Annotated in this window: 22 protein-coding genes; 11 read left to right on the forward strand and 11 right to left on the reverse strand. The window is 48.7% G+C overall.

Annotated features, from left to right (window positions below; genetic code table 11):
* Positions 1–17 precede the first annotated feature (17 nt).
* Both aphA and C942_RS08010 read right to left on the reverse strand, forming a co-directional pair.
* Positions 18–731, reverse strand: a complete 714-nt coding sequence (gene aphA / locus C942_RS08005) for an acid phosphatase AphA (RefSeq protein ID WP_007464452.1) — start codon at positions 729–731, stop codon at positions 18–20.
* Positions 732–1005: 274 nt separating this feature from the next.
* On the reverse strand, positions 1006–2928 hold the full coding sequence (locus C942_RS08010; protein ID WP_007464454.1) for a methyl-accepting chemotaxis protein: 1923 nt from the start codon (positions 2926–2928) through the stop codon (positions 1006–1008).
* Between the two features lie 76 nt (positions 2929–3004).
* On the opposite strand from C942_RS08010, the gene C942_RS08015 reads away from it, so the two are divergent.
* Entirely contained in the window at positions 3005–5305 is a 2301-nt protein-coding gene (locus tag C942_RS08015; protein ID WP_232428152.1) for a patatin-like phospholipase family protein, read from the forward strand.
* A 235-nt stretch (positions 5306–5540) separates the two neighbouring features.
* Positions 5541–8138 carry a bifunctional aconitate hydratase 2/2-methylisocitrate dehydratase gene (gene acnB, locus C942_RS08020; RefSeq protein WP_007464458.1) on the forward strand — a complete coding sequence of 866 codons (2598 nt, stop codon included), beginning with the start codon at positions 5541–5543 and terminating at the stop codon, positions 8136–8138.
* Positions 8139–8290: 152 nt separating this feature from the next.
* Here the strand turns inward: acnB and C942_RS08025 are convergent, their stop codons facing one another.
* Positions 8291–9427: a glycerate kinase gene (locus C942_RS08025; protein ID WP_007464459.1), complete on the reverse strand. Its 1137-nt coding sequence runs from the start codon at positions 9425–9427 to the stop codon at positions 8291–8293.
* 242 nt (positions 9428–9669) lie between these two features.
* Here C942_RS08025 and C942_RS08030 point away from each other — a divergent pair, with 242 nt between their 5' ends.
* The 6 genes from C942_RS08030 (at position 9670) to C942_RS08055 (ending at position 15813) form a co-directional block, all read left to right on the forward strand.
* A complete protein-coding gene (locus tag C942_RS08030; protein WP_007464461.1) occupies positions 9670–10038 on the forward strand; it encodes a YacL family protein in 369 nt (122 codons plus the stop codon).
* 191 nt (positions 10039–10229) lie between these two features.
* Complete coding sequence (locus tag C942_RS08035) at positions 10230–10568, forward strand: P-II family nitrogen regulator (RefSeq protein ID WP_007464463.1); 339 nt, start codon at positions 10230–10232, stop codon at positions 10566–10568.
* Between the two features lie 26 nt (positions 10569–10594).
* The gene (locus C942_RS08040) at positions 10595–11824 is read left to right on the forward strand and encodes an ammonium transporter (protein WP_007464464.1); all 1230 of its coding nucleotides are present in this window, start codon (positions 10595–10597) and stop codon (positions 11822–11824) included.
* A gap of 244 nt (positions 11825–12068) precedes the next feature.
* On the forward strand, positions 12069–13082 hold the full coding sequence (locus C942_RS08045) for a Fe(3+) ABC transporter substrate-binding protein (protein ID WP_007464466.1): 1014 nt from the start codon (positions 12069–12071) through the stop codon (positions 13080–13082).
* A 62-nt stretch (positions 13083–13144) separates the two neighbouring features.
* A complete protein-coding gene (locus C942_RS08050; RefSeq protein WP_036799249.1) occupies positions 13145–14773 on the forward strand; it encodes an ABC transporter permease in 1629 nt (542 codons plus the stop codon).
* Positions 14773–15813, forward strand: coding sequence for an ABC transporter ATP-binding protein (locus C942_RS08055; RefSeq protein ID WP_007464470.1), 1041 nt, complete (start codon positions 14773–14775; stop codon positions 15811–15813). Before C942_RS08050 ends, C942_RS08055 begins: the two co-directional genes overlap by 1 nt.
* Positions 15814–15909: 96 nt before the next feature.
* Here the strand turns inward: C942_RS08055 and C942_RS08060 are convergent, their stop codons facing one another.
* Complete coding sequence (locus C942_RS08060) at positions 15910–16515, reverse strand: TetR/AcrR family transcriptional regulator (protein WP_007464473.1); 606 nt, start codon at positions 16513–16515, stop codon at positions 15910–15912.
* Between the two features lie 216 nt (positions 16516–16731).
* Between C942_RS08060 and hpt the strand changes: the two genes are divergently transcribed.
* A complete protein-coding gene (gene hpt / locus C942_RS08065; RefSeq protein WP_007464475.1) occupies positions 16732–17265 on the forward strand; it encodes a hypoxanthine phosphoribosyltransferase in 534 nt (177 codons plus the stop codon).
* A 75-nt stretch (positions 17266–17340) separates the two neighbouring features.
* Here the strand turns inward: hpt and can are convergent, their stop codons facing one another.
* Positions 17341–17994, reverse strand: a complete 654-nt coding sequence (can, locus tag C942_RS08070) for a carbonate dehydratase (RefSeq protein ID WP_036799254.1) — start codon at positions 17992–17994, stop codon at positions 17341–17343.
* Positions 17995–18333: 339 nt separating this feature from the next.
* Between can and C942_RS08075 the strand changes: the two genes are divergently transcribed.
* The gene (locus tag C942_RS08075; RefSeq protein ID WP_007464478.1) at positions 18334–19257 is read left to right on the forward strand and encodes an ABC transporter ATP-binding protein; all 924 of its coding nucleotides are present in this window, start codon (positions 18334–18336) and stop codon (positions 19255–19257) included.
* Entirely contained in the window at positions 19254–20024 is a 771-nt protein-coding gene (locus C942_RS08080) for an ABC transporter permease (protein WP_007464480.1), read from the forward strand. Before C942_RS08075 ends, C942_RS08080 begins: the two co-directional genes overlap by 4 nt.
* A gap of 99 nt (positions 20025–20123) precedes the next feature.
* Here the strand turns inward: C942_RS08080 and panC are convergent, their stop codons facing one another.
* The 6 genes from panC to dksA all read right to left on the reverse strand — a co-directional run bounded on the left by panC (position 20124) and on the right by dksA (position 25218).
* Positions 20124–21008, reverse strand: a complete 885-nt coding sequence (panC, locus tag C942_RS08085) for a pantoate--beta-alanine ligase (RefSeq protein WP_007464482.1) — start codon at positions 21006–21008, stop codon at positions 20124–20126.
* Positions 21009–21018: 10 nt separating this feature from the next.
* Entirely contained in the window at positions 21019–21813 is a 795-nt protein-coding gene (gene panB, locus C942_RS08090; protein ID WP_007464483.1) for a 3-methyl-2-oxobutanoate hydroxymethyltransferase, read from the reverse strand.
* A 26-nt stretch (positions 21814–21839) separates the two neighbouring features.
* The gene (folK, locus tag C942_RS08095) at positions 21840–22325 is read right to left on the reverse strand and encodes a 2-amino-4-hydroxy-6-hydroxymethyldihydropteridine diphosphokinase (protein WP_007464485.1); all 486 of its coding nucleotides are present in this window, start codon (positions 22323–22325) and stop codon (positions 21840–21842) included.
* Complete coding sequence (gene pcnB / locus C942_RS08100) at positions 22322–23704, reverse strand: polynucleotide adenylyltransferase PcnB (protein ID WP_036799274.1); 1383 nt, start codon at positions 23702–23704, stop codon at positions 22322–22324. The genes folK and pcnB overlap by 4 nt, the downstream gene beginning before the upstream one ends.
* A 103-nt stretch (positions 23705–23807) precedes the next feature.
* The gene (gene gluQRS / locus C942_RS08105; protein WP_036799256.1) at positions 23808–24692 is read right to left on the reverse strand and encodes a tRNA glutamyl-Q(34) synthetase GluQRS; all 885 of its coding nucleotides are present in this window, start codon (positions 24690–24692) and stop codon (positions 23808–23810) included.
* Between the two features lie 76 nt (positions 24693–24768).
* A complete protein-coding gene (gene dksA / locus C942_RS08110) occupies positions 24769–25218 on the reverse strand; it encodes an RNA polymerase-binding protein DksA (RefSeq protein WP_007464489.1) in 450 nt (149 codons plus the stop codon).
* Positions 25219–25321 lie beyond the last annotated feature (103 nt).

The raw sequence follows: 25321 nt of genomic DNA on the forward strand, positions 1-25321 counted from the left end.
AATGAATTACCTCAGAATTAGTACTGAGAGTCCTTCACTATTTTCTCACCGTAGATGCCGTTTTGCGGTACCGGCTTATAGCTGGAGCTGGCATTGCGCATAATACGCAGTCCTTCCGCACCTGCGTTACGAGCCGAGATAATATCGCCATCGGAATCTCCGTAGTAAAGCTTAATATTGTTCGCTTTGATGTATTTGGTTTTGGTGTATTCCGTTTTGCTGGATCCTGCAAAAATTACCTTGTGCATGTTGTTAATACCGAAGGCATCTTTCAGGTACTGAGTTGAAATTTCACATTTTGATCCGGTACGTCCGGTGATGAAGTAAATTTCATCACCACGCTTCTGGTGCATATCAATCAGCTTCTTGCCAATTTCTTTCGGTAAACTGAATTTTTCCCATTCACAGTTCATTTTGTCCCAGAATTGCTTAGATTTCAGATAGCTATAGCCATTGGGAGAAAATTCTTGCTGGCCGCGGTAAAAACCAGGAGAGCTGAACAGAACTGTATCGTCAATATCAAAGCCGACAGCCATTGGTGGTTGATTTTCAAGGCTCTTTTCAATGTCATCAACCGATACCCAATGTAGTTGAGTCGGTTCGCCCTGACGCATTATTTGAATGGAACTGAAGCCGGTTTCTGTACCAGGTAATTTTGGATCCGCGAACACAGAACCGGATGCAAAAGCGCAAGCTAATAGGGAAGAGATTGCAATTTTAGTGATTTTCATTGGTATTGTTCTTTTTGTCATTGATAAAACTGAGAGGCAAAAATACTCCTCAAAAACACATGAGAACTAGATGAAAGTCACAAAGCGCTAATCTTGTTGCATAAGTTTGCGGTGATTTTGACGTAATGAAAGGGCTTGATAAGTCTAGGTTATGGTTTTGACTATAAAGCTGGCTTTGGTGAATAAAGCAATAAAAAGGAGAGCCGAAGCTCTCCTTTAAATTAACCACTCGATTTTCTCGGCGAAGTACTCTCGTCCTTCGCTTTTAATCTGATTACAGCTTAAATGCGCCAACCATGTCATCCAGTCGCTTCGACAGATCACGCAGTTCCTGGCTTGAGTGAGCCAGATCTGTTGCTGTGTCTGCCGTGCGCTGGGTTGTCTCATTGATTTCTTCGATATTGCTGTTGATGTCATTTACGACAGTCGACTGCTCTTCTGTTGCGGTGGCAACCTGAGTATTCATATCAGAAATCAGAGTAATACGGTCAGCAATTGAAACCAGTGCGCCTGATGCTTCGTCTGCTGCTGATACCCCTTCCGAAGTCAGCTGGCGGCTCTGAACCATCGCATTTACCGCATTGCTGGCTTCTTCCTGCAGACGGTTGATCATATTTTGGATTTCGTCGGTTGAATCAGCAGTACGGCTTGCAAGGCTGCGTACCTCATCAGCAACAACAGCAAAACCTCGGCCCTGTTCACCAGCGCGGGCTGCTTCGATAGCGGCGTTCAGTGCCAGCAGGTTGGTTTGCTCCGAGATACCGCGGATCACATCCAAAATGCTGCCGATTGCCTGCGTGTTGTTGGCTAGTGATTCAATCACTTCACTGACCTGACCTACGTCACTGGACAACTGGTTGATGCTGTTACGGGCCTGGCCGACTACATTCTGGCCGCTCTGGGTTTCTTCTTCTGCGTTGTGTGCAGCTTCTGCTGCCTGAGCGGCATTGCCGGCAATTTCATTAACGGTTGCGCCCATCTGGTTGATTGCGGTTACAACTTGCAGGGTACGGTCACGCTGAGTATTGCTATTGTCTAGCGTCAACTGAGCCTGAGAAGCAACCGCTTCAGCTGCACCGCGCAATGAGTTACCGGTTTCAGCAACTTCTTTGACTGAGTGATGGATTTTGCTGATAAAGCTGTTGAAGCCGTCAGACAGCTGAGCGATTTCATCTTTGCCTTCAATATCAATACGGTGGCGCAGATCGCCTTCGCCTTCACCCAGATCTTTGAATATCACGGCCAGTCGCTCGATAGGGCGAGTAATATTGCTACCAAGCCAAATGGCCAGCAGAACAAAGACTGAAGCGATAACGGCAGTCCAGAGCATGATCTGGTACTGAGCCTGATTCAGACCGGCAAAGGCTTCCTCTTTTGGTAGCTCTGCAACCACATACCATCCCATTGACGGGATATAGCTGGTCGCAATCAGGGTGTCCAGACCGTTTAGTTTCGCTTCAGCAACATTGAACTCTGACTTGTTCAGTAGCTTGCGTGCGGTGTCACTGTCGTAAATATTGGTCAGATTCGCCTTGCCCATCTTACTTGAATCTTTGTGGATGCGAACCAGCCCATTGGCATCGGTCAGGTAGACAAAACCGGTTTGCTCCAGCTTGAACTGGTTAATGAAACGAACCATTTCGTCGATAGATTTCGACAGGCCCGACATACCTCGGCCATTAAGTTGCTGGTAGTTAACAAACAGTTTGATGTCACCGTTGGCTTCCTGGAACACGTTCAGCATCGTCGCGTTGCCACTTTTGACATAGTCAAAGAACCAGCCGTCGATGTTATTTTGGGGATCCAGTTTGCGTAGGAATCCATCCTGATTCCAGTAATGGTGTGTATTTCTGTCTGCTACTGATGAGTCGAACAGGTTGTATTGCGCTTTGATATCATTGAGCATCTGAACCAGACGCGCTTCCTGTTCCGGCGTTTTTTCATCTTCATAGTAATCGGTGATAAAGCGGTTATTGGCAAGCTGCCGGGCGGCGGCCTGCATGACAGAAATCTCCTTGTCGATATTATTGCCAATTTGCTTTAATGTGGCGGGTAATTCCGACTTGAGCAATCGGGTTTCAACAACATCTCGGGCTTGGTTTTGGCCAATGATGCCCACGAGAATTGTTGAGGCCAGGACGGCAAGAACCATCGCCAGGATCAGTTTTTGTTTAATTGTAAACTGGTTCAACTTCATAATGCTTAGCTGCTTCTTGATATAGTTTTGAACGAGCGAGTCGTTCTCGGACAACATGTAGCCAATGACACCAATTATGCCACTAGTAACAAAACACTCATTTAAGATGTATCGGCCATTTCGTTGTAAAACTTTAGTGATGCTTATCACTTTATGCGGGATATTTTTCTCGATACACACATATGCATCGGAGAGACCAAAGGTTGGGGTTGTTTTAGGCGGTGGGGGGGCCAAAGGTGCGGCTCATATCGGTGTGCTTAAAGCGCTGGAAGAAATGCAGATCCCGGTTGACTATATCGTTGGAACCAGTATGGGGGCATATGTTGGAGGCCTTTATGCAACAGGTATGAGCGCTGATGAAATTGAAGCGTTATTGACGACTGTTGATTGGGATAAAGGCTATACCGATCGTGTTCAGCGCAGCGACCGTCGGGTGCGAGAAAAGCAGCAGGAAGACAGATATCAGATCCCCAGCGAAATTGGTTTTGATTTCTGGGAGCTGAAGGTGCCAAAGGGAATCGTACAGGGGCAGAGTATGGGAGAAATTCTACGTTCGACCTCAGGGAATCTGCCGGAAGTTGAGAGTTTTGACCGTTTGCCTATCCCATTTCGTGCCGTCGCGACTGATATTGAAAACCTGGAGCCGGTTGTCTTGAGCAAAGGCGATTTGGCTGAGGTGATGCAGGCCAGTATGTCGATCCCAGGTTTATTGCCGCCAATGGAACTCGGTGACAAGCTCTTGGTTGACGGTGGTATCACTAATAACTTGCCTATTTCCGTGGTAAAGGGGATGGGGGCCGACATTGTGATAGCCGTTGATATCAGTAACGAATTTAAAAAGCGCGATGACCTGAATAATTACTTTGCGGTGATGGATCAACTGACCGATTTTATGGTGCGCGATAATGCAAACCGTCAGATACAGCTGCTGACAGATAAAGATGTGTTGATCCGACCGGATGTAAAAGGTATTTCAACTGCAGATTTTCAAAAGATGCCTGATGTATATGAAAGTGGCTATAAGGCGACGATGGCTTATCAAGAAAAGTTGCAGGATTGGGGGCGCACATACTGGTATCAGGATTATGTTGATCACAAGCAGCTTCGCCGTCGCGCGCTTAACCACCTGGATCAGCTCCGTATTGATGATATTCAGTTGGTAAATCATACCCATTATGCTGATCAGGTGCTGTTGGACAGGCTTGAATTGGAAGCTGGGGATAGGATCAGTTCCGAAGATTTGGCAGAAAGTGTCCGTAACCTGTATGCCTTGGATCGCTTCGAACGTGTTGATTATCGAATTCAGAGTAAAGGGGATAAAAACATCATCCAGCTTGAAGTGACGGAGAAGAGCTGGGGGCCCCACTTTATCGATCTACGCTTTGCTCTGGAAGACGATTTCGAGAACAGTACTGAGTACTCCATGGGGATCGCTTTTAATGTCACAGGGCTAAGTGAAGCCGGGGCGGAATGGCGTACAGAGCTGGAATATGGTTCTAGTAACCGGATTGCGACAGGACTTTATTTGCCGTTTTTCAAAGACCAGGAATGGTTCAGCCAGGTAACCGCCGAGTACAAACTGGAAGACCGGCATATAACAGACTCTGAAGAGCCAAGTTTGGATAATGTTGATCTGTTTATACCTGCCTCTTTTACTGATGTGACTTTCGATGCTTCTTTTGGCTGGCAACCTGAGTTGTGGCAGGAGTTTCGATTGGGCTTCCGCTATATCACCGGTGACATTGATTTTCCTCGCCTTATTGATTTGAGTTTGAATACAACCAAATTAAAGCGAGAGAGCCGAATGGGTTATATCAGTTATAACTTAGATACGCTTGATGATTTTATGATGCCGAAAAGCGGTAATTATCTGCATCTTGAAGTGGCAGCTTCAGATGATGTAGGGAAGAGCCCTGAGGAGGTTGAAACTGATTTTTCCATGCATTTTGATGCCAAATGGAAAGGAGCCTACACCACAGGCGATCATACCTTTATGGGGAAAGCGGAAATTGGCCGGTTAGATTCCGATCTTATTGAAGTCTTTTATCCGCAACAGATAGGTGGTTTCCTTAATTTATCGGGGATTCCGAAAAATAGCCTTTCCAGCAATAATAAGCTCTTTACCGCTTTCATTTACCGTTATCATTTGTTAGATCAGGACTTTGGCCTGTTCAATTCTTCAGTGTACCTTGGTGGTTCTGTAGAGTGGGGGGGGGTCTATAAAGATCACGATCAGTCACTCAGAGAAGCACCACTCTACATGGCAGGTAGTATTTTTTCCGGTATCACAACACCGCTTGGTCCGTTGGTGCTGGCTTATGGCCAGACTGAGCAGGCTCATAATACTTTCTATGTCTTTTTCGGCGGCGCATTGTGATCTCACTCTCGAGAATCGTTACTCAATAATTATGCGTGACGTGTGAATGTTGTGAAAACAGGGTGGATTTTAATTTTAAGTTAAAACTGATATGCTCACAGGACGGTTTTGGTCTCTTCTGTATGGACTTAGCTCTCAGCCAGGGTTTCTTAAATGGCATACAGCAGCAGAAGAGATCAATCACTTCCAAGGATGTTTAACCACTAAGGTTAAACCGTAATAAGAGGAATATGTCGTGCTTGAAGCTTACCGTAAACACGTCGAAGAGCGTGCTGCAGAGGGAGTTGTAGCCAAACCTTTGGATGCCGAGCAGGTTGCGGCGCTGGTTGAACTCCTGAAAAATCCGCCAGCAGGTGAAGAGGCCTTCCTGTTGGACCTGTTAGAAAATCGTATTCCACCGGGTGTTGATGAAGCGGCATACGTTAAAGCCGGTTTTCTGGCAGCACTGACCAAAGGTGAGGCGGTATCTCCGATTGTCAGCAAAGAAAGAGCTGCTGAGCTGCTTGGTACCATGCAGGGTGGCTACAATATCGAACCGCTGATTTCTCTTCTTGATGATTCTGAACTTGCTTCGATCGCTGTTAAAGCACTTTCCCATACATTGCTAATGTTCGATGCCTTCTATGATGTGGAAGAGAAGGCCAAAGCTGGTAATGAGTTTGCGAAGCAAGTTATCCAGTCCTGGGCTGATGCTGAGTGGTTCCTGTCTAAGCCGGAACTAGCAGAAAAGATCACTCTGACTGTGTTTAAAGTAACGGGTGAAACCAACACCGATGACTTGTCTCCTGCACCAGATGCCTGGTCGCGCCCGGATATTCCGTTGCATGCCCTGGCGATGCTGAAAAATGAACGTGAAGGTATTGAACCGGATCAGTCGGGGGCGGTGGGGCCGGTTAAGCAGGTTGAAAAGCTGAATGAAAAAGGTCACCCATTGGTTTATGTCGGTGATGTTGTCGGTACCGGTTCGTCACGTAAATCTGCAACTAACTCAGTGCTTTGGTTCATGGGTGAAGATATTCCCTATGTACCGAATAAACGCGCAGGCGGTTTTGTTCTGGGCGGTAAGATTGCGCCGATTTTCTTTAACACCATGGAAGATGCTGGAGCACTACCGATTGAGGTTGATGTGACAGCCCTGAATATGGGGGATATCATTGATGTTTATCCTTACAAAGGTGAAGTTCGCCGTCATGACTCAAATGAATTAGTGGCGAATTTTGAACTTAAAACCGATGTTTTGCTTGATGAAGTTCGTGCCGGCGGTCGTATTCCACTGATCATTGGTCGTGGCTTGACTGATCGTGCCCGTCAGTCTTTGAATCTGCCTGCATCTGATATTTTCCGTCGTCCGGGGGCGGTTGCAGACAGTGGTAAGGGATACACCTTAGCTCAGAAGATTGTCGGTAAGGCATGCGGTGTCGAAGGGATCCGTCCGGGGACATACTGCGAGCCTAAGATGACAACGGTCGGCTCCCAAGATACAACCGGGCCGATGACCCGTGATGAGCTGAAAGATCTGGCTTGTCTAGGCTTTTCTGCTGAACTTACTATGCAGTCATTCTGTCACACCTCTGCCTATCCTAAACCGGTTGATGTTGTTACTCATCACACTCTGCCAGATTTCATCATGAATCGTGGTGGTGTTGCCCTGCGTCCGGGCGACGGTGTTATCCACTCCTGGCTGAACCGTATGTTGCTGCCGGATACTGTCGGCACCGGCGGTGACTCACACACCCGATTCCCGCTGGGTATTTCGTTCCCGGCAGGCTCCGGTCTGGTCGCATTTGCGGCGGCAACCGGTGTGATGCCACTGGATATGCCGGAATCGATCCTTGTGCGCTTCAAAGGCGAGATGCAACCTGGGATCACTCTGCGCGATCTGGTTCATGCGATTCCTTACTATGCGATTCAACAAGGTCTGTTGACCGTTGAGAAAGCGGGTAAGATCAATGAATTCTCCGGCCGTATTTTGGAAATCGAAGGGGTTGAGCACCTGACGGTAGAGCAGGCGTTTGAGCTTTCTGACGCTTCTGCTGAGCGAAGTGCTGCAGGCTGTACGGTTAAGTTGTCAGAAGAGTCGATCTCTGAGTATCTGCAATCGAATATTGTGATGCTTAAGTGGATGATTGCAGAAGGTTATGGTGATCGACGTACTATTGAACGCCGGATTACTGCGATGGAAGATTGGCTGGCTAATCCTGAGCTGATGGAAGCGGATAAGGATTCAGAGTATGCCCATGTGATCGAGATTGATCTGGCAGAAATCAAAGAGCCGATCCTGTGTGCGCCGAACGATCCAGATGATGCGCGTCTATTGTCAGAAGTGCAGGGCACCAAGATTGATGAGGTCTTCATCGGTTCGTGTATGACCAATATCGGGCACTTCCGTGCTGCAGGTAAGCTGTTGGAGAAATTCGGAGGTCAGCTTGATACCCGAATGTGGGTTGCGCCACCGACGAAGATGGATCGCGATCAGCTCACAGAGGAAGGTTATTACGGTATCTTCGGTCGTGCCGGGGTACGGATTGAAACTCCGGGATGTTCACTGTGTATGGGTAACCAGGCCCGGGTAGCCGATAAGGCGACGGTAATGTCGACCTCGACCCGTAACTTTCCGAACCGTTTGGGAACCGGAGCTGATGTTTACCTGTCTTCGGCAGAACTGGCGGCAGTCGGTGCGATCCTTGGGCGTATTCCGACTCAGCAAGAATACCTGGAGTACGCTAAACAAATCGATGCCACGGCAGCCGATACTTACCGTTACCTGAACTTCCATAAGATGGAGAGTTACACCAATAAAGCTGGTGACGTTATTATTCAGGCGGCGGTATAGGTTATCTAAGCGAGGTAAGGAATTCGAGAGGCCAGCGATAAGTTGCTTTTCGGTATTCAACCTGATAATGGCCTGATAACAGAAAAGGGAAGCCAATAGTTGGCTTCCCTTTTTCTTTCCTGGCTTCTCAGAATGGCTCCCCTCTGAGCCCGTTATTTTCTTCCTAAGACCCAAACTCTGGCCACATTACTTGCTGTCATCCTGACATTGAATGTGGCTTCTTTGAAGGCCTCTTCTAATGTCATTGCTCGCGGGACAACACTGAAAACAGCATCAATGCCATGGTCATAGACCACACTACTGTCAGCGGATACACAACCGGCGATAGCGATGACCGGAACATTCTGCTGTTTTGCGCAGCGTGCTACGCCGACAGGCGTTTTACCGTGAATCGTCTGGCTGTCGATACGGCCTTCACCTGTGATCACCAGATCTGCACCCGTTATGGCACCTGATAGATTAACTGCCTCCATCACGATATCAATGCCGGGGCGCAGGTCAGCATCCAGCAAACCAAGCAATGCTGCGCCGAGTCCGCCAGCAGCACCTGCTCCGGCGATATTTTTGATATCTCGGCCTAGCTGGTATTTGATGATGTCTGCATAATGCGTCAGGTTTGCATCCAGTAACTCGACTATTTCCGGTGTCGCGCCTTTTTGCGGACCAAATATGTGGGAAGCGCCTTTGGGGCCACAGAGCGGGTTGTCGACATCACAGGCCACTTCCAGCTTTATATTTGCTAGCCTCGAATCGGCCTTGCTGATATCAATCGAGACAAGCTTTGATAATTCGCTGCCGCCAAAGCCGAGAGCTTTTCCGTTGCTGTCTGAAAACTCAATCCCCAACGCTTGTGCCATCCCGATCCCGCCGTCATTGGTTGCGCTGCCGCCGATACCGATGATGATATGCTCAACCCCATTATCTAAGGCGGCTTTTATCAGCTCTCCGGTACCGAATGTTGTGGTCAGCAATGGATTTCGCAGTTCAGGTTTTACGAGGTGTAGGCCAGAAGCGGCGGCCATTTCAATGACTGCAGTGTGGCCATCTCCCAGTAGGCCCCAAAAAGCGTTTACCGGTTCACCCAAAGGGCCTGTTACCTGGTGGCTCATGATGATACCGCCGGTAGCATCAACCAGAGATTGCACTGTGCCTTCTCCGCCGTCAGCGACTGGAAGCTTGTGATACTCGGCATCGGGCAAGATATGGCGAAAACCATCTTCAATGGCGGTGGCCACTTGCATCGCGGTCAGGCTTTCTTTGTACGAATCTGGGGCAATAACAATCTTCATTCGTTTTATTCCTGTTAGAAGAGATTCATCCATGATGCTGGTCGCAAATGGTCATTTGCTGCCTTCGGGCAAGGTGAGGTTGCATTCCCGCGCCAGATCCTGACAATGTGCGGACTCTGGCTATGACTATTAGATGCTGACGTAGTGCATTATGCAGGCTGACAGCACTGTTGCCCTGCTACGTACCGTTATTGTATCAGCCACAATTGCCAAAGACTGAATTAAGATTGATGAGGATAGCTATGGACTACGAATTTAAGAAAAACACCCTGGAAGGTAGCTATCATGCCGTATTCTCAATGGGCCATGAGGCGATGGGGCGCTGGTTGGTTGAGGAAATCGGAAAAGACTTTGCCAAGATGGACACTATCGTGACTCAAATTGGTGCGTTGAAAAACAGTACTCAGGAATGGCGACTGGTAGGAGAGGAGCTGACCCTTTGCCTGCAGGACAATGAAGCCTTAGTCCAAGCTAATTATCTGTTTTCTGAAGATGATACCGAGCTTGAAGAAGACATGAGCTTTTACGATGAAGAGTGTATGTCTTTGTGTGGTTTTGAAGATTTTGAGCAGATGCTTCAGGCCTGGCGCGCATTTGTGACTCGTTTCTAACTACGTCGCCCCGTTTCAGAACAATTTGCTTCCTTTGAGTGAAAAGGCTGCACCGCTATGGTGCAGCCTTTTTTTATTATATTTATCTTTCTGGTTAAGATTTTGATTTTTAAGCGATTTAAAAACTGGCACAAAGCTTGTTTGCTTGTGAACTGTAATTGAGAGGGAGTTCTGAATTCGAGGAGCAGGCAATGAAACTAATTAATGCAATCATAAAACCGTTCAAGCTGGATGATGTGCGTGAAGCGCTGGCCGATGTTGGTGTTGAAGGGATGACGGTAACAGAAGTAAAGGGATTTGGTCGTCAGAAAGGGCATACCGAGCTGTATCGCGGTGCTGAATACCAGGTTGATTTTTTGCCGAAGGTGAAGCTGGAGATTGCGACTCAGGCAGAAAACCTGGAGTCGATTGTTGAGGCGATTTCAAAAGCAGCCCAAACCGGAAAAATCGGTGACGGTAAGATTTTTGTTTATGACTTGGATCATGCCGTGCGTATCCGTACTGGTGAGACCGATCTGGAAGCATTATAGGAACTGGACTGAGAGGGGTTATGACTATGGAACTATCAACGACAGTAACAGAGCTGCGTTATGCGCTCGATACATTCTTCTTCCTGCTGTCCGGCGCACTGGTCATGTGGATGGCGGCAGGGTTTGCCATGCTGGAAGCGGGTTTGGTTCGTTCGAAAAATACGACAGAGATCCTGACTAAAAACTTCTGTCTTTATGCCATTGCCTGCACCATGTATCTCATCGTGGGTTACAACATTATGTATGTCGATAATGGCGAAGGGGGCTGGCTGCCTTCATTCGGCTCGCTGATTGGTACTCAGGCTGAAGGGGCTGATCACTCGCTGGAATCTGATTTCTTCTTCCAGGTAGTCTTTGTTGCTACAGCGATGTCGGTGGTATCCGGTGCTGTTGCTGAGCGTATGAAACTATGGTCGTTCCTCGTTTTCTCAGTCATTCTGACGGCCTTTATTTATCCAATGGAGGGTTACTGGACCTGGGGTGGCGGCTTCCTGTCAGAAGCGGGCTTCAGTGACTTTGCCGGCTCGGGTATCGTTCATATGGCCGGTGCGTCGGCGGCATTAGCTGGTGTACTTCTGCTGGGTGCCCGTAAAGGTAAATACGGTAAAAACGGTGAGATTATGCCGATTCCTGGTTCGAACATGCCATTGGCAACGCTGGGTACTTTCATCCTGTGGTTCGGTTGGTTTGGCTTCAACGGCGGTTCACAGCTGATGGTTTCGGACTTTGAGAACGCGACAGCTGTTGGTCAGATTTTCCTTAATACCAATGCGGCAGCAGCTGCCGGTGCGATTGCTGCGCTGGCGGTCTGTAAGACGACCTGGGGCAAGGCTGATCTGACTATGATCCTTAACGGCGCTCTGGCTGGTCTGGTTGCGATTACCGCGGATCCACTTTCACCGTCTCCGGTTGCTGCGGTCATTATCGGTGTGATTGCCGGTGCTTTGGTTGTCTTCAGCATCATTGGTCTGGATAAGCTTAAGATTGACGATCCGGTTGGTGCGATTTCGGTTCACGGTACCTGTGGTCTGTTTGGCTTGATGGTTGTACCGTTCAGCAACGCGGACGCTACCTTCGGTGCGCAGTTACTGGGTGCGGCGGTAATCTTCTGCTGGGTATTTGCTATGAGCCTGGCGGTATGGGCGGTACTGAAGTACACAGTTGGTATTCGTGTGACAGAAGAAGAAGAGCTGGCGGGCATGGATTTACATGACTGTGGTATTGATGCCTACCCTGAGTTCGTAAGCGTGAAATAACATAAAGAATAGAGAGATACGATCAAGCACCACAGACATTAGTAGTATGAATAATAGTGCTTAAAGTTAATATGCTGTTACGAAACTCATAACATATATTTAGATCACAACTTTTAAAAACGCTGCCAGAAGGCAGCGTTTTTTTTGTTTTCAAATGTAAGAGAGCATTGTTTTACAAAAGTGCTACAGTATAATCATCGAACTGATAAACATTCTCATTACATTTTGCATTAAGGGATGATAAATGAAAAAGCTGTTGGCTTCGGCGATTCTGGTTGGTTTGGCGGCTCCACAGGTGGCGACTGCTGCTGAAGAAGTAAATGTTTATTCTTACCGTCAACCATTCTTGGTTGAACCAATGTTTGATGAATTCACAAAAGAAACCGGTATTAAGGTTAATGTGAAATTTGCCAAGAAGGGCCTGGCTGAGAAGCTACAGCAGGAAGGTGAGTACAGTCCGGCGGACGTTATTCTGACAACGGATATCAGCCGTCTGGTTGAGCTGGCAGACAAGAAACTAGTTCAGCCTGTAGACAGTAAAGAAATCGAGAAAAACGTTCCGGCACAGTACCGTGACAATGAAGATGAGTGGTTTGCGCTGACATTGCGTACCCGCAGCGTTTACTCTTCCCGTGACCGTGTTGGTCACCTTCCTGCGAACTTTGATTACGCAGATCTGGCGAAGCCTGAATGGAAAGGCAAGATTTGTACTCGCTCCGGTAAGCACCCATATAACGTGTCGTTGGTTTCTTCAATGATTGCTAACCATGGTGAGGTTGAGGCGAAAGCATGGCTGGAAGGTGTGAAGGCGAACCTGGCACGTAAGCCTCAGGGTAATGACCGTGCCCAGGTGAAAGCAGTGAAGGAAGGCTTGTGTGATCTGGCGATCGGCAATAGCTACTACCTGGGCAAAATGGTGAATGATGAGAAGCAGAAGCCATGGGCTGAAGCGGTTTACATTAACTTCCCGGGTGAGAAAGCAAATGGTACTCACGTGAATGTAAGCGGTATGGCAATGGCCAAGTATGCGCCTAACAAAGCGAATGCTCAGAAGCTGATGGAATTCCTGACCGATGATAAGGCACAGCATATGTATGCGGAAGTGAACTACGAGTATCCGGTGAAGGAAGGAGTTAAGCGCTCAGAGCTTGTGGCGTCATGGGGTGACTTCAGTGCTGATAACCTGTCACTGGAAAAAGTGGCGCACTATCACAGCACAGCAATCAAACTACTGGATGAAGTGAAGTTTGATCTGTAAGTAGTCGTTACAAAAAATGGGGCACCATGCCCCATTTATTCATTGGTGCTAAGTAGTAAGCAATGAAAGAAAAATATATGTTTTGGCGAACCAGTGGCTGGGGGCTTTCCCTGCTGCTGGTTTTGCCCGTTCTGGCAATTTTTTATACTGCGATGGGTGAGTCTGATGAGGTCTTTTCCCACTTGATGGGCACTGTTATGGCGACCTATACCGGCAATACATTCTGGCTGGTAACCGGAACCCTGGTGCTTGCCCTGCTTTTTGGCCTGCCTGCTGCCTGGATCATGGCGATGTGCCGGATCCCCGGAGAAAAAGTGTTGCAGTGGGCACTGGTTCTGCCGCTGGCGATGCCCGGCTACATCATTGGTTATATCTATACCGATTGGTTTGACTATGCCGGCCCGATCCAGATTTTCCTTCGCGACTTGTTTGGCTGGCAAACTATCCATGATTACTGGTTCCCGGACATTCGCTCGTTAGGTGGAGCCTGTCTGGTTCTGGCCTTAGTCCTTTACCCTTACATCTACCTGCTGGCCCGTGCTGCCTTTATGGAGCAGAGTGTCAGCCTGCTTCAATCAGCTCGTTTGCTGCGTTGTTCGCCTTGGGATAGCTTCCGCCGGATTTCGCTGCCGTTGGCTCGTCCTTCTATTGCTGTCGGTATGTCACTGGTGGCGATGGAGACGCTGGGAGATTTCGGTACAGTCAGTTACTTCGCGGTCAACACCCTGACAACCGCGGTTTACGATACCTGGCTGGGGTACTCCAATCTCAATGCTGCCGCTAAAATTTCCGCCATCATGCTGATGGTGATCTTCTTGTTGATCAGTGCTGAACGTTTCAGCCGCCGCAAGCAGAAGCTGTTTCAGCAGGAGTTTGAGCATGGTGATGATATTCGCTATACCCTGACAGGACTGAACAAATGGCTGGCCCTGGTTTGGTGTTGGGGGCTGTTCTGCTTTGCTTTTGCTTTGCCATTGTTGCAGCTGGGATATTACACCTGGCACTACTTCGCCGAGAGCTGGACGCCTGAATTTCAGCAATACAGCTTGAACAGCCTGTTTGTAGCAACGGTAGCTGCTTTACTGGCTGTGCTGTTGGCACTGACAGTGAATTTTTATCGTCGTCTTGATGGCGGCCGGTCGACGCTGGTGCCGATCCGGATGTCGTCATTGGGGTATGCTGTGCCCGGAACTGTTCTGGCTATTGGTGTGATGATCCCGCTGACCAGTGCCGATCACCTGCTTAACGATATGGCGATTAGCTTTGATTTTGGCCGTCCGGGCCTGTTTTTCTCCGGTACTATGATTGCGATTATCTTTGCGTTTGTGGTGCGTTTTGCCGCCGTGGCGATCGGTAGTATCGAAAGTAGCCTGGCTAAGGTGCCTCCATCGTTGGACATGGCATCAAAAACTATGGGCTATGCTTCAACCCAAATGTTGCGCCGGGTACACCTGCCTCTTATTCGCAGAGGATGCCTGATTGCCGGTTTGTTGGTGTTCATTGAGTCAATGAAGGAGCTTAACGCAGCCTTGTTGCTGCGGCCTTTTAATTTCGAAACGCTAGCAACTTATGTCTTTAACTTCGCCTCAGATGAGCAGCTTGAGCTGGCAGCTCTTCCGGCGATTATCCTTGTCTTTGTTGGCTTGATCCCACTGGTGATGGTTAACCGTTCATTGGAGCAGAAACACTGATGAGTCATGCATTATCCGTTCGAAACCTGACATGTAAGTACAACGGGCAGGCGGTACTGAAGAATCTCTCCCTGCCGGTCAAAGATAACGAGATTGTCTGCCTGCTGGGGGCTAGTGGCTGTGGTAAGACAACATTGCTTAAAGCCATTGCCGGTCTGTTGCCGTTGGAAAGTGGTGATATTCATATCAATGGGCGGGTGATTGCGGACCAGCATACCTGGCTGCCACCGGAAAAGCGTAACATCGGTATGATTTTCCAGGATTACGCCCTGTTTCCGCATCTTACTGTGGCTGAGAATATTGCTTTTGGGTTACGTGACTGGGATAGCAACCGGATTGAAACCAAAGTTAAGGATATGCTGGAGCTGGTGCACCTGGCCGGACTGGATAAACGCTACCCTCACCAGTTATCTGGTGGTCAGCAGCAGCGGGTCGCGATTGCCCGGGCTCTGGCTTGTGAGCCGGATTTAATTTTGCTGGATGAGCCTTTCTCCAATATCGACACCCAGGTGCGTCATGGGTTGATCAAAGAGATCCGCCGGATATTCAAAGAGCAGGGGGTGACCGCGATTTTCGTAACTCACAGCCGAGAAGAAGCTTTCGCTTTTGCAGATCGTCTGGCTGTAATGAACAACGGGGTGATTGAACAGTTTGGTTATGCCACCGAGCTGTATTATCGCCCTAGCAGCCGTTTTGTTGCTGAGTTTCTGGGAACCGGTTCCTATCTGCCTGCGACGGTGAAAAATGATCACCAGTTGTTTACGCCGTTTGGTGAGCTGGATCTGAAAGCTGACAGACAGTTTGGCTCTGGGACCAATGTTGAATGGTTGCTGAGGCCACAAAACCTGAGGATCAAACAGGCAGAAACAGGACTCGGGGTGATAACTGAGCAGTTATTTATGGGGGACAGCTGTCGCTACACGGTGGATTACCAGGGGCATAAGCTGATGGTCAATTCGCATCTTATCCTGCAGGTTGGCGATAAGGTGGCGGTAGAGATTGAGCCGCATGATCCAGTTGTTTTTGATACCGCATGTTAGTTCGGTTGTCTCAGTTCAATCTATTGTTTTGATTGCAGATATAAGGCCAGCTTAACGCTGGCCTTGTTCGGTGGATTGAAAGACTGAGATGGTAAGTTATTTACCCAAGAGGCCGGTAACATAACCATCTGCCAGTTCTCGCATTTGTTCCTGATCTGGGTTAAGGTTGGCCTGCAGGTAAAGCACGTAGCAGATGCCGTACAATTGCCATGCAAGTTTATCTGCCGGTTGTTGAGTGGTGATTTCCTGTTTTTCCAGCCCTTCAGCAAACATTTCCGTCAGACACTCAAGGCTCTTACGGTTGTCGTGGGTAAATTGTGGCCAGATTTCATCACGGATTGAGGTACTCCACTCAAACCAAACTTTCAGCCAGTCTTGCTGCTCAATAACAGCATCAATCAGGTTGTGAGTGATGCAGTTGAGGCGCAGCAGCAATGGTTTGCCTGGATTGCCCATACATGTCTGTAGCATTGTGCTGAATCGGTTTTCAACCTGCGTTAGCACCTGTTCGACGAGCGCTTCCCTGGTAGGGAAGTAGTTAAACACAGTTGCTACGGACACGTTGGCCATTTCGGCGATGTCGGCGTGACCTGCACGGCCGATGCCACGACGGGCAAAAACATCCAGCGCGTAATCAAGTAATTGCTGTTTTCTTTTTTCTGGTGAAAGGCGTGTTCTGGTTTTCTTTACGATCGTATCCATTTCGCTTATTCCCTAGCCCTAACTATTTTTAAAAGTTATATGCTGATTCTTCCTCATAACTTTACAATAGCAACAGGTTGCGTTCAAACCAGTTTTTATTCAAGCTGTATCATATAGTTGACAGTATCGATAAAATAACGATGAGTGTTAGAATAGAGATCCGTTGAGAGTGATAGCCTGCAGGCGGCTGGTTGAGCCGTCCTGATGGAGAAGAAGATGAAGCACACAGTTGAAGTAATGATTTCTGAGCAGGATGTTCAGGCGCGGGTAAAAGAGCTGGGACAGCAGATCACAGAGTGTTACAAGGATTCTGAAAACCTGGTAATGGTTGGCCTGTTGCGCGGTTCTTTTGTATTTATGGCTGACCTGGCTCGTGCGATTGATCTTCCGCATGAAGTCGACTTCATGACTGCATCAAGTTATGGCAATACCATGGAAAGCAACCGCGATGTCCGTATCCTGAAAGACTTGGATGATGACATCAAAGGTAAGGATGTGCTGCTGGTGGAAGACATTATCGATACCGGTAATACCCTGAACAAAGTTTGCGAAATTCTGGCACTGCGTGAGCCGAACTCAATTCGTATCTGTACGCTTCTGGATAAGCCTGAGCGTCGTGAGGTTCATGTCGATGTTGAGTGGGTTGGTTTCGAAATTCCTGATGAGTTCGTAGTTGGTGTGGGTATCGACTACGCGCAAAAATATCGCCATCTGCCATTTATCGGCAGAGTTGTACCACTTGAAGATTAATGCTTCAGGACGGATTTAAAAAAAGCGACCATCAAGGTCGCTTTTTTTTGAGTTGGATATATGTCCCGATTGTAATTACTTGATGGTCGGAACGATTGAAGCCATGGCGTTCTGGTAGGCTTCTTCCAGGCCTTCTTTGCTGGTTGCTGCTACGCCGAGATCTCTTAAAACACCATCGCCGATACCGTAGATCCAGCCGTGAATTTTAACGTTTTGGCCGCGCTCCCATGCCTGTTGCATGATGGTGGAATTACCCAGGTTATAAACCTGAGTTGCAACGTTGATTTCACACAGCTTGTCGCTCCACTCTTCGCGTGGCAGGGTGCTTAATTCCGGGCGGTATTTCAGATACAGGTCGCGGATGTGCAGCAGCCAGTTGTTGATCAGGCCAAGCTGAGGGTTGTCGATAGCGGCTGTTACCCCGCCACAGCCGTAGTGGCCACAGACAATTACGTGTCTTACTTTCAGTACATCAACCGCATACTGAACCACTGATAGGCAGTTAAGATCGGTGTGGATCACTTGGTTGGCAACGTTACGGTGAACGAACAGCTCACCGGAATCCAGGCCGGTTAATCGTTCGGCGGGAACCCGGCTGTCAGAACAACCGATCCATAAGTATTCAGGGCGTTGGCCTTTTGCAAGGTGAGTAAAGAACTCCGGGGTTTCTTCCTTAATATTCTCTGACCAGGAGAGATTATTTGCGAATAGCTGCTTAATATCTGCCATGATGATGCCTTTCTCTGATACATTCTTATACCTGTCGGGAAACATTATATTATTTCTGTCAGCTGGAAATAGTGCTTGATTACAGGTGTATTTATTTCTTTCCAAATCAAGCAATATCTCGCTTTCAGCTATGTCTCTTTGTTCTGAAGTAATAATACTTTTCAGGGCTGACGCCAGAGAAATATTCCGACTGGTATTACTAATTCACATAAGTATCACCCCTGGTTATGCCAGGGTGGATAGTTATGAAAACTGGTTCCACTATACACAAGCTTGTCAGATAGCAAATCGGATTAGTTGTCCGAGTGAATAAAATTTCTAACATAAAGATTGCATTTTATGAACGCATTGGAAATAAAAAGTGTAAGCAAAATTTATAAGGGCGGTGTTCAGGCACTGAAAAATATAAGCCTGAATGTCGAAGAAGGGGACTTTTTTGCTTTGCTTGGCCCAAATGGTGCCGGGAAATCGACCTCCATCGGGATCATTAGTTCACTGGTCAATAAAACATCAGGAACGGTAAAGGTTTTTGGTTACGATATTGATACTCAGCTGGTTGATGCGAAAAATCAGTTAGGCTTGGTTCCTCAGGAGTTTAATTTCAACCAGTTCGAAACGGTTGAACAGATCGTTGTGAATCAGGCTGGTTATTACGGCGTAGAACGCCAGCAGGCGAAAGAACGGGCGAAAAAGTACCTAAGCCAGCTGGATTTGTGGGAAAAGCGCCATGAGCGGGCTCGGAACCTTTCTGGCGGTATGAAGCGCCGGCTGATGATTGCCCGTGCGCTGATGCATGAGCCTAGGTTGTTGATCCTTGATGAACCAACCGCTGGGGTTGATATTGAGCTGCGCCGTTCTATGTGGGACTTTCTGCGTGAAATTAACCGCCAGGGGGTCACCATTATCCTGACGACTCATTACCTGGAAGAAGCTGAAATGCTGTGCCGCAATATCGGTATCATCAACAACGGGATATTGATTGAACATACGAGTATGAAAGCGCTGCTGGGTAAGCTGGAAACGGAAACCTTTATTTTGGATGTGAACCTGAATGGCAATAAGCCAGAGCTGAACCGGATTGACTGTAAACTGCCGGATAATCACACCCTTGAGGTGAATATCTCGAAGGGAGAAAGTCTGAACGATGTATTCTCCCAACTGACAGAGCAGGGGATTGAAGTAAAGTCGATGCGTAATAAGGCGAACCGTCTGGAAGAGTTGTTTGTCACTCTGGTGGCACAGAGCAAAGGAGAGCAAGCATGAAGCGCCAGTACTGGATCGCCTTTAAGAGCCTGATCACCAAAGAAGTTAACCGGTTTGCCCGGATTTGGGTCCAGACCATGGTTCCGCCAGCAATCACCATGACCTTGTATTTCATCATTTTTGGTAGCCTGATCGGCAGTCGTATCGGTGAGATGGGTGGCTTTACTTACATGGAATATATCGTTCCGGGTCTGATCATGATGTCGGTGATCACCAATTCCTATTCCAATGTTGCTTCGTCGTTTTTCAGTGCCAAGTTCCAGCGCAATATTGAGGAGCTGCTGGTTGCTCCTGTGCCTAACTATGTGATTATCGCCGGTTATGTCGGTGGCGGTGTGCTGCGTGGTTTGGGGGTTGGTTTTATTGTGTCTGTGGTGTCGCTGTTGTTTGTGGATCTGCAGGTTGCGCATCCGGTCGTGGTGATTGCGACTGTGCTGATGACATCTGTGGTGTTCTCACTGGGTGGCCTTATCAACGCGGTGTATGCCAAGACATTTGATGACATCAGTATAATCCCGACATTCGTGCTGACACCGCTGACTTACCTGGGCGGGGTATTCTATTCACTGAGCCTGCTGCCTGAATTCTGGCAGGGTGTATCTAAGCTCAACCCTATTGTTTATATGGTTAATGCCTTCCGTTATGGCTTCCTAGGGGTCTCTGATGTCGGTATCGGTACTTCATTCGCTGTTCTCAGTGCATTTACCCTGGCACTGTATGGCTTTGTTCATTATTTGATTTCCCGCGGCATCGGTTTGCGTTCATAGCAGCGGCTGAAATCGAAAAGCAGTGTTTATTAAAAGCTACAACCATAAAAAAATCCCGGCACATGGCCGGGATTTTTTGTATCAGTCATAATGAATCATTTAAGATTCTGATGGCTGTTCTGCCGGAGCCGGAGGTGTCAGATCAACTGTCTGGTTATCGATCAGGCGAACTTTACCCAGGAATGCAGACATCAGGATCACGGCTTGCTGGCTTTCTTCTGAGATTGACTGCAGAGTCGCGGCATCACGGATATAGATTTCATCCGGTTGCAGGCCTGCAGCACGCAGTTGGTCGCTGGCATCAACAACAATTTCTGAGTAATCGGTACGGCCACCGCGCATCTGGCTGCTAATCCAACGCATAGAGCGGGACAGAACCGGTGCACGCTGACGCTCATCAACAGTCAGAAGACCGTTGCGAGAACTCATTGCCAGGCCATCCATCTCACGTACGGTCGGCACACCGATGATTTCGATGTCCATCGCCATGTCTTTAACCATCTGACGGATCAAAGCCAGCTGTTGGTAGTCTTTCTCACCAAAACAGGCTACGTCCGGTTGAACGATGTTAAACAGCTTAGTCACAACGGTGGATACGCCGCGGAAGTGGCTCGGACGCAGTGCGCCTTCCAGCATAGTAGACAGACCCGGAACATCGACAGAGGTCTGGCGATCCAGGCCCTGCGGATACATGATGTCCGGCGTTGGGGTGAAGACCATGTCTACGGCTTCAGCGTTCAGTTTCGCTAGATCGTCGTCAAGGGTGCGCGGGTAGTTAGCCAGGTCATCAGCTTTATCAAACTGCATCGGGTTAACAAAGATGCTGACAACGACGATATCAGCGTTTTCACGCGCTTTACGAACCAGTGTAAGGTGGCCTTCATGCAGGTTGCCCATGGTCGGAACAAACGCGATACGGCGGCCTTCACGGCGCCACAGGCGGACTTGCTCTCGGATCGGGGCAATCTCAGCGAATGTTTGCATTTTTAATTCCTTACTCAAAGGTATGTTCTGGGCCAGGGAACGTCCCGGCCTCGACATCTTCTAGGTATTTGGTAACAGCCGCACGCATCTCGCCGGTTTCTGCCAGGTAGTTCTTTGAGAAGCGTGGAATATAGTTGGCGGAGATACCGAACATGTCATGCATCACCAGGATTTGGCCGTCGGTCGCGTTACCCGCACCGATACCAATCACTGGTACTTCGACAGCTTTGGTAATGCGTTCCGCCAGACGGGCCGGGACACATTCCAGTAAAATGATTTGTGCGCCTGCATTTTTCAACAGGATAGCATCTTTTACCATTTGCTCAGCGTGGTCAGAGTCACGTCCCTGAATTTTATAGCCACCAAAAATGTTGACTGACTGAGGGGTCAGGCCAAGGTGGGCGCAGACAGGAACTGCACGCTCTGTCAGTTTTGAAACAGTTTCAGCCAGCCAGGCTCCGCCTTCCAGCTTCACCATGTTGGCACCGGCACGCATCAGTTCGGCAGCATTCTCACAAGCTTGCTCCGGTGTGCTATAGCTCATGAAAGGCATATCAGCCATCAGTAGTGAATTCGGGCTGCCGGCACGCACACAGCGGGTGTGATAGGCAATATCCTGTACGCTGACAGGCAGGGTGTCCGGTTTGCCCTGCAATACCATGCCCAGAGAGTCACCCACCAGCATGACGGGCATTTCCTGCTGTTCAAACAGCTGGGCAAAGCTCGCGTCATAAGCGGTTACTGACGCAAATTTACGACCTTCCTGCTTCCATTTCATCAGATCGTTGATAGTAATCTTTTTCATAAACTTATCTCCCTAATAACAATGCCTTATTGATTCCAGACAGACAGGCCATTGCGATCTACCTGAGACAGCAGAGTTTGCAGTGCTGTTTGGTCAGGCAGGATTAAATCCGGGGCAATTTCTGCCAGTGGGTAGAGTACGAATTCACGTACTTTCATACCGTAGTGCGGGATGGTCAGCCGCTCAGTCTCCTGCACCAGATCGCCGTACAGGATAATATCGAGGTCCAGAGTTCTCGGGCCCCAGCGTTCGTCCTTACGTTCCCGGCCATGCTTCATTTCGATAGCTTGGGTCTGGTCGAGCAGTTCAATTGGTGACAGAGTCGTGTCAATGGCGACAACAGCATTGATGTAATCAGGTTGATCCTGAGGTCCCATCGGGGTGCTGCTGTAAAGAGATGACTCGGCAACGACTTTGATTCCCGGTACGGTTTTCAGCGCTTCGATAGCGCTGTTGGCCTGGGCGACAGGATCACCCAGGTTGCTGCCTATTGCAATATAAGCTCGGATCATGATGATTTAACTGATGATTTAGCTTGTGGTCTTCTGCGACGCTGAGGACGACGGCGACGTGGACGACGCTGGCCACCGTTGCCATCGTTGATCAGTTGCACCATTTTGCCGCGCTTGTTGCGATCTGCTGACTGGAATTCATTCCACCAGCCGGCCAGCTCTTTGATGTCATCACCTTCAAACAGGGCGCGCATCTCAAGGAAATCATAAGCGGCGCGGAATTTCGGGTGCTCCAGCATCTTGAAAGCACGTTTGCCGGTACGACGGCTAAAACGCATCTGTTGTTGCCAGATATCGCGGACAGTAGTGGTAAAGCGGCGAGGGATCGCAATCGTCTTCACCTGCTCATCCAGGATATCGTTTGATGCCACCATAAAGGCATCGTAGTAGGATAGGCCGCTGGTAAAGGAGATTTCTTCTGCGCGAGTCACCATCGGGTACCACAGCATAGCTGCATACATGAAGGCCGGGTTTACCCGCTTATCTTCAACGATGCGCTTGTCTGTTGCAGCCAGGATATGCTCGATCATCTGCTCGGTCTGACTGTTCTGCTCTTCGGTAAAGTGCTCAGACAGCAGCGGGAACAGTTGCTGGAACAGGTTGTAGTGGCGCAGCAGCTTGTAAGTTTCTAATCCGTTACCGGATTGAAGCAGCTTCAGGCTTTCTTCAAACAGACGGGCTGCAGGAATATCCTGTAGCAGTGTCGACAATTGATGGATAGGTGCGGCTGTCTTCTCTTCGATATCCATGTCCAGCTTGGCTGCAAAGCGTACAGCACGCAGCATCCGAACCGGATCTTCACGGTAGCGGGTTTCCGGATCGCCCATCAGGCGGACAATACGGTTTTCCAGATCGTGGACACCGTTGGCATAGTCGCTGACAGTAAAGTCTTTGATACTGTAGTAAAGCGCGTTGATGGTGAAGTCTCGGCGCTCGGCATCTTCATCAATGGTGCCGTAGACATTATCACGCAGCAGCATGCCTTCCTGATTCTGCGCGGAAATATTCTGTTTGTTGCGAATATTTGGTTTGGCATCGGCATGGTGACCACGGAACGTTGCCACTTCAATAACGTCACGGCCAAAAAGGATATGCGCCAGGCGGAAGCGACGACCGATCAGGCGGCAGTTGCGAAATAGCTTTTTGATCTCTTCCGGTGTTGCGTTGGTAGCTATATCAAAGTCTTTCGGTTGTTTGTCCAGTAACAGATCACGAACACCACCACCTACAAGGTAGGCGTCATAACCGGCCTTATTGAGGCGATAAAGTACCTTCAGCGCATTTTCGCTGATATCTTTACGTGAAATGCCGTGCTCTTGGCGTTGAAAAATTTGCAAAGCCTGCTCCTCATTGGCGGGAGTACTACTGTCGCGATTCAATACCTTACGGCAAAAGCTGGCTACTCGATTAAAGATAATACACCTCATTTTCGTGGATCTGGTTCAACAAACAGCCGCATATCATATATCACGGCAGGCAATTTTAGAATGCTAGTGTGATCGCTGTCGTTTTGGGCAGCCGGTCAACACGCCAGTGCTGAGCACCCCATTTCAGGATATCGTCCAGGCTGCAGGCCATCAGGTCGGCTGGCGGGTTAATCCCGAGAAAGGTCATCGCCTGAAGCAAGGCCGGTTTCGGGTTAGCCTTGTCGATAGCTGGCGCATGGTTTTGCTTTGATAACTTATTACCGTTTTCAGTTACAGCCAGCGGAAGGTGCAGGTAGCTGACTTCCGGATGTTGTAAAAGGCGGTAAAGATTAATCTGCCGACCGGTAGGCTCTATCAGATCGGCACCGCGTACGATTTCGGTCACGCCCTGCTCAATATCATCCAGCACGACTGCCAGGTTGTAGGCAAAAAGACCATCACGGCGGTGAATGATGAAATCTTCCTGGGCCAGAGCCTCGGGGATCTCAATTCGGCCATGGAGTTTATCGTAAAAATGGGTAACAGGCGTAGTAACTTTTAACCGAACAGCGCTATTAGCTGTTTGTTGGTGTAGTTCGCGGCAGGTTCCGGGGTAGTAACCGCCGGCCAGTTTGATTTGTTTACGGGTACATTGGCAGTAGTAGGCCTCTCGTTCATGCAGCCAGGCATCGATCTGGGCCTGGTAGGCGTCATGGCGCTTGCTCTGGTACATGATATTGCCGTCCCACAGTAGTCCGTATGCTTCCAGGGTGCGCAGGATGTCATCGGCTGCACCAGGCATTTCCCTTGGTGGATCCAGATCTTCCATACGAACCAGCCAGGATCCTTGTTGTGATCGAGCTTGGAGGTAGCTACCCAGAGCTGCGATTAGGGAGCCAAAGTGTAATGGGCCTGACGGGGAAGGAGCAAAACGTCCGATATAGCGGTTTTCTGTACTCATAAACAAATCAGTAGAAATGAAAGAGGGAGCAACTGCTCCCCCTTAATAATGGTTGATGGAATATAATACCGCAGTATTAGCCTGCCATCTGTCTTTCTTTGATTTCAGCAAGCGTTTTACAGTCGATACACAGTTCGGCTGTTGGGCGAGCTTCCAGGCGACGGATACCGATTTCGATACCACAGGAGTCACAGAAACCAAAGTCATCGTCTTCGATGCGCTGCAGCGTTTTTTCGATCTTCTTGATCAGTTTACGCTCACGGTCACGGTTACGCAGTTCCAGGCTGAACTCTTCTTCTTGCGCCGCGCGATCAACTGGATCCGGGAAGTTTGCAGCTTCGTCCTGCATGTGGTTTACGGTACGGTCAACTTCTTCACGAAGCTGATTGCGCCAAGCTTCTAGAATCTTACGGAAGTGCTCCAGTTGCGCCTCTCCCATGTATTCTTCGCCAGCTTTTTCCTGATACGGCTCGACCCCAGCAATAGCCAGGATGCCTAGCGATTTTTTACCTTTGCTCTCTGGCATATAGCATCTCCTAATATACCTAATAACCGTCACTGGTTAAATTGGGCGGTAATCTATAGCAGAAAGGATAATTGGAGGCAATTACTGCATATATCCTATTGTA

Origin of the sequence: Photobacterium marinum (genome assembly GCF_000331515.1) — a bacterium.
Taxonomy (GTDB): Bacteria; Pseudomonadota; Gammaproteobacteria; order Enterobacterales; family Vibrionaceae; genus Photobacterium; species Photobacterium marinum.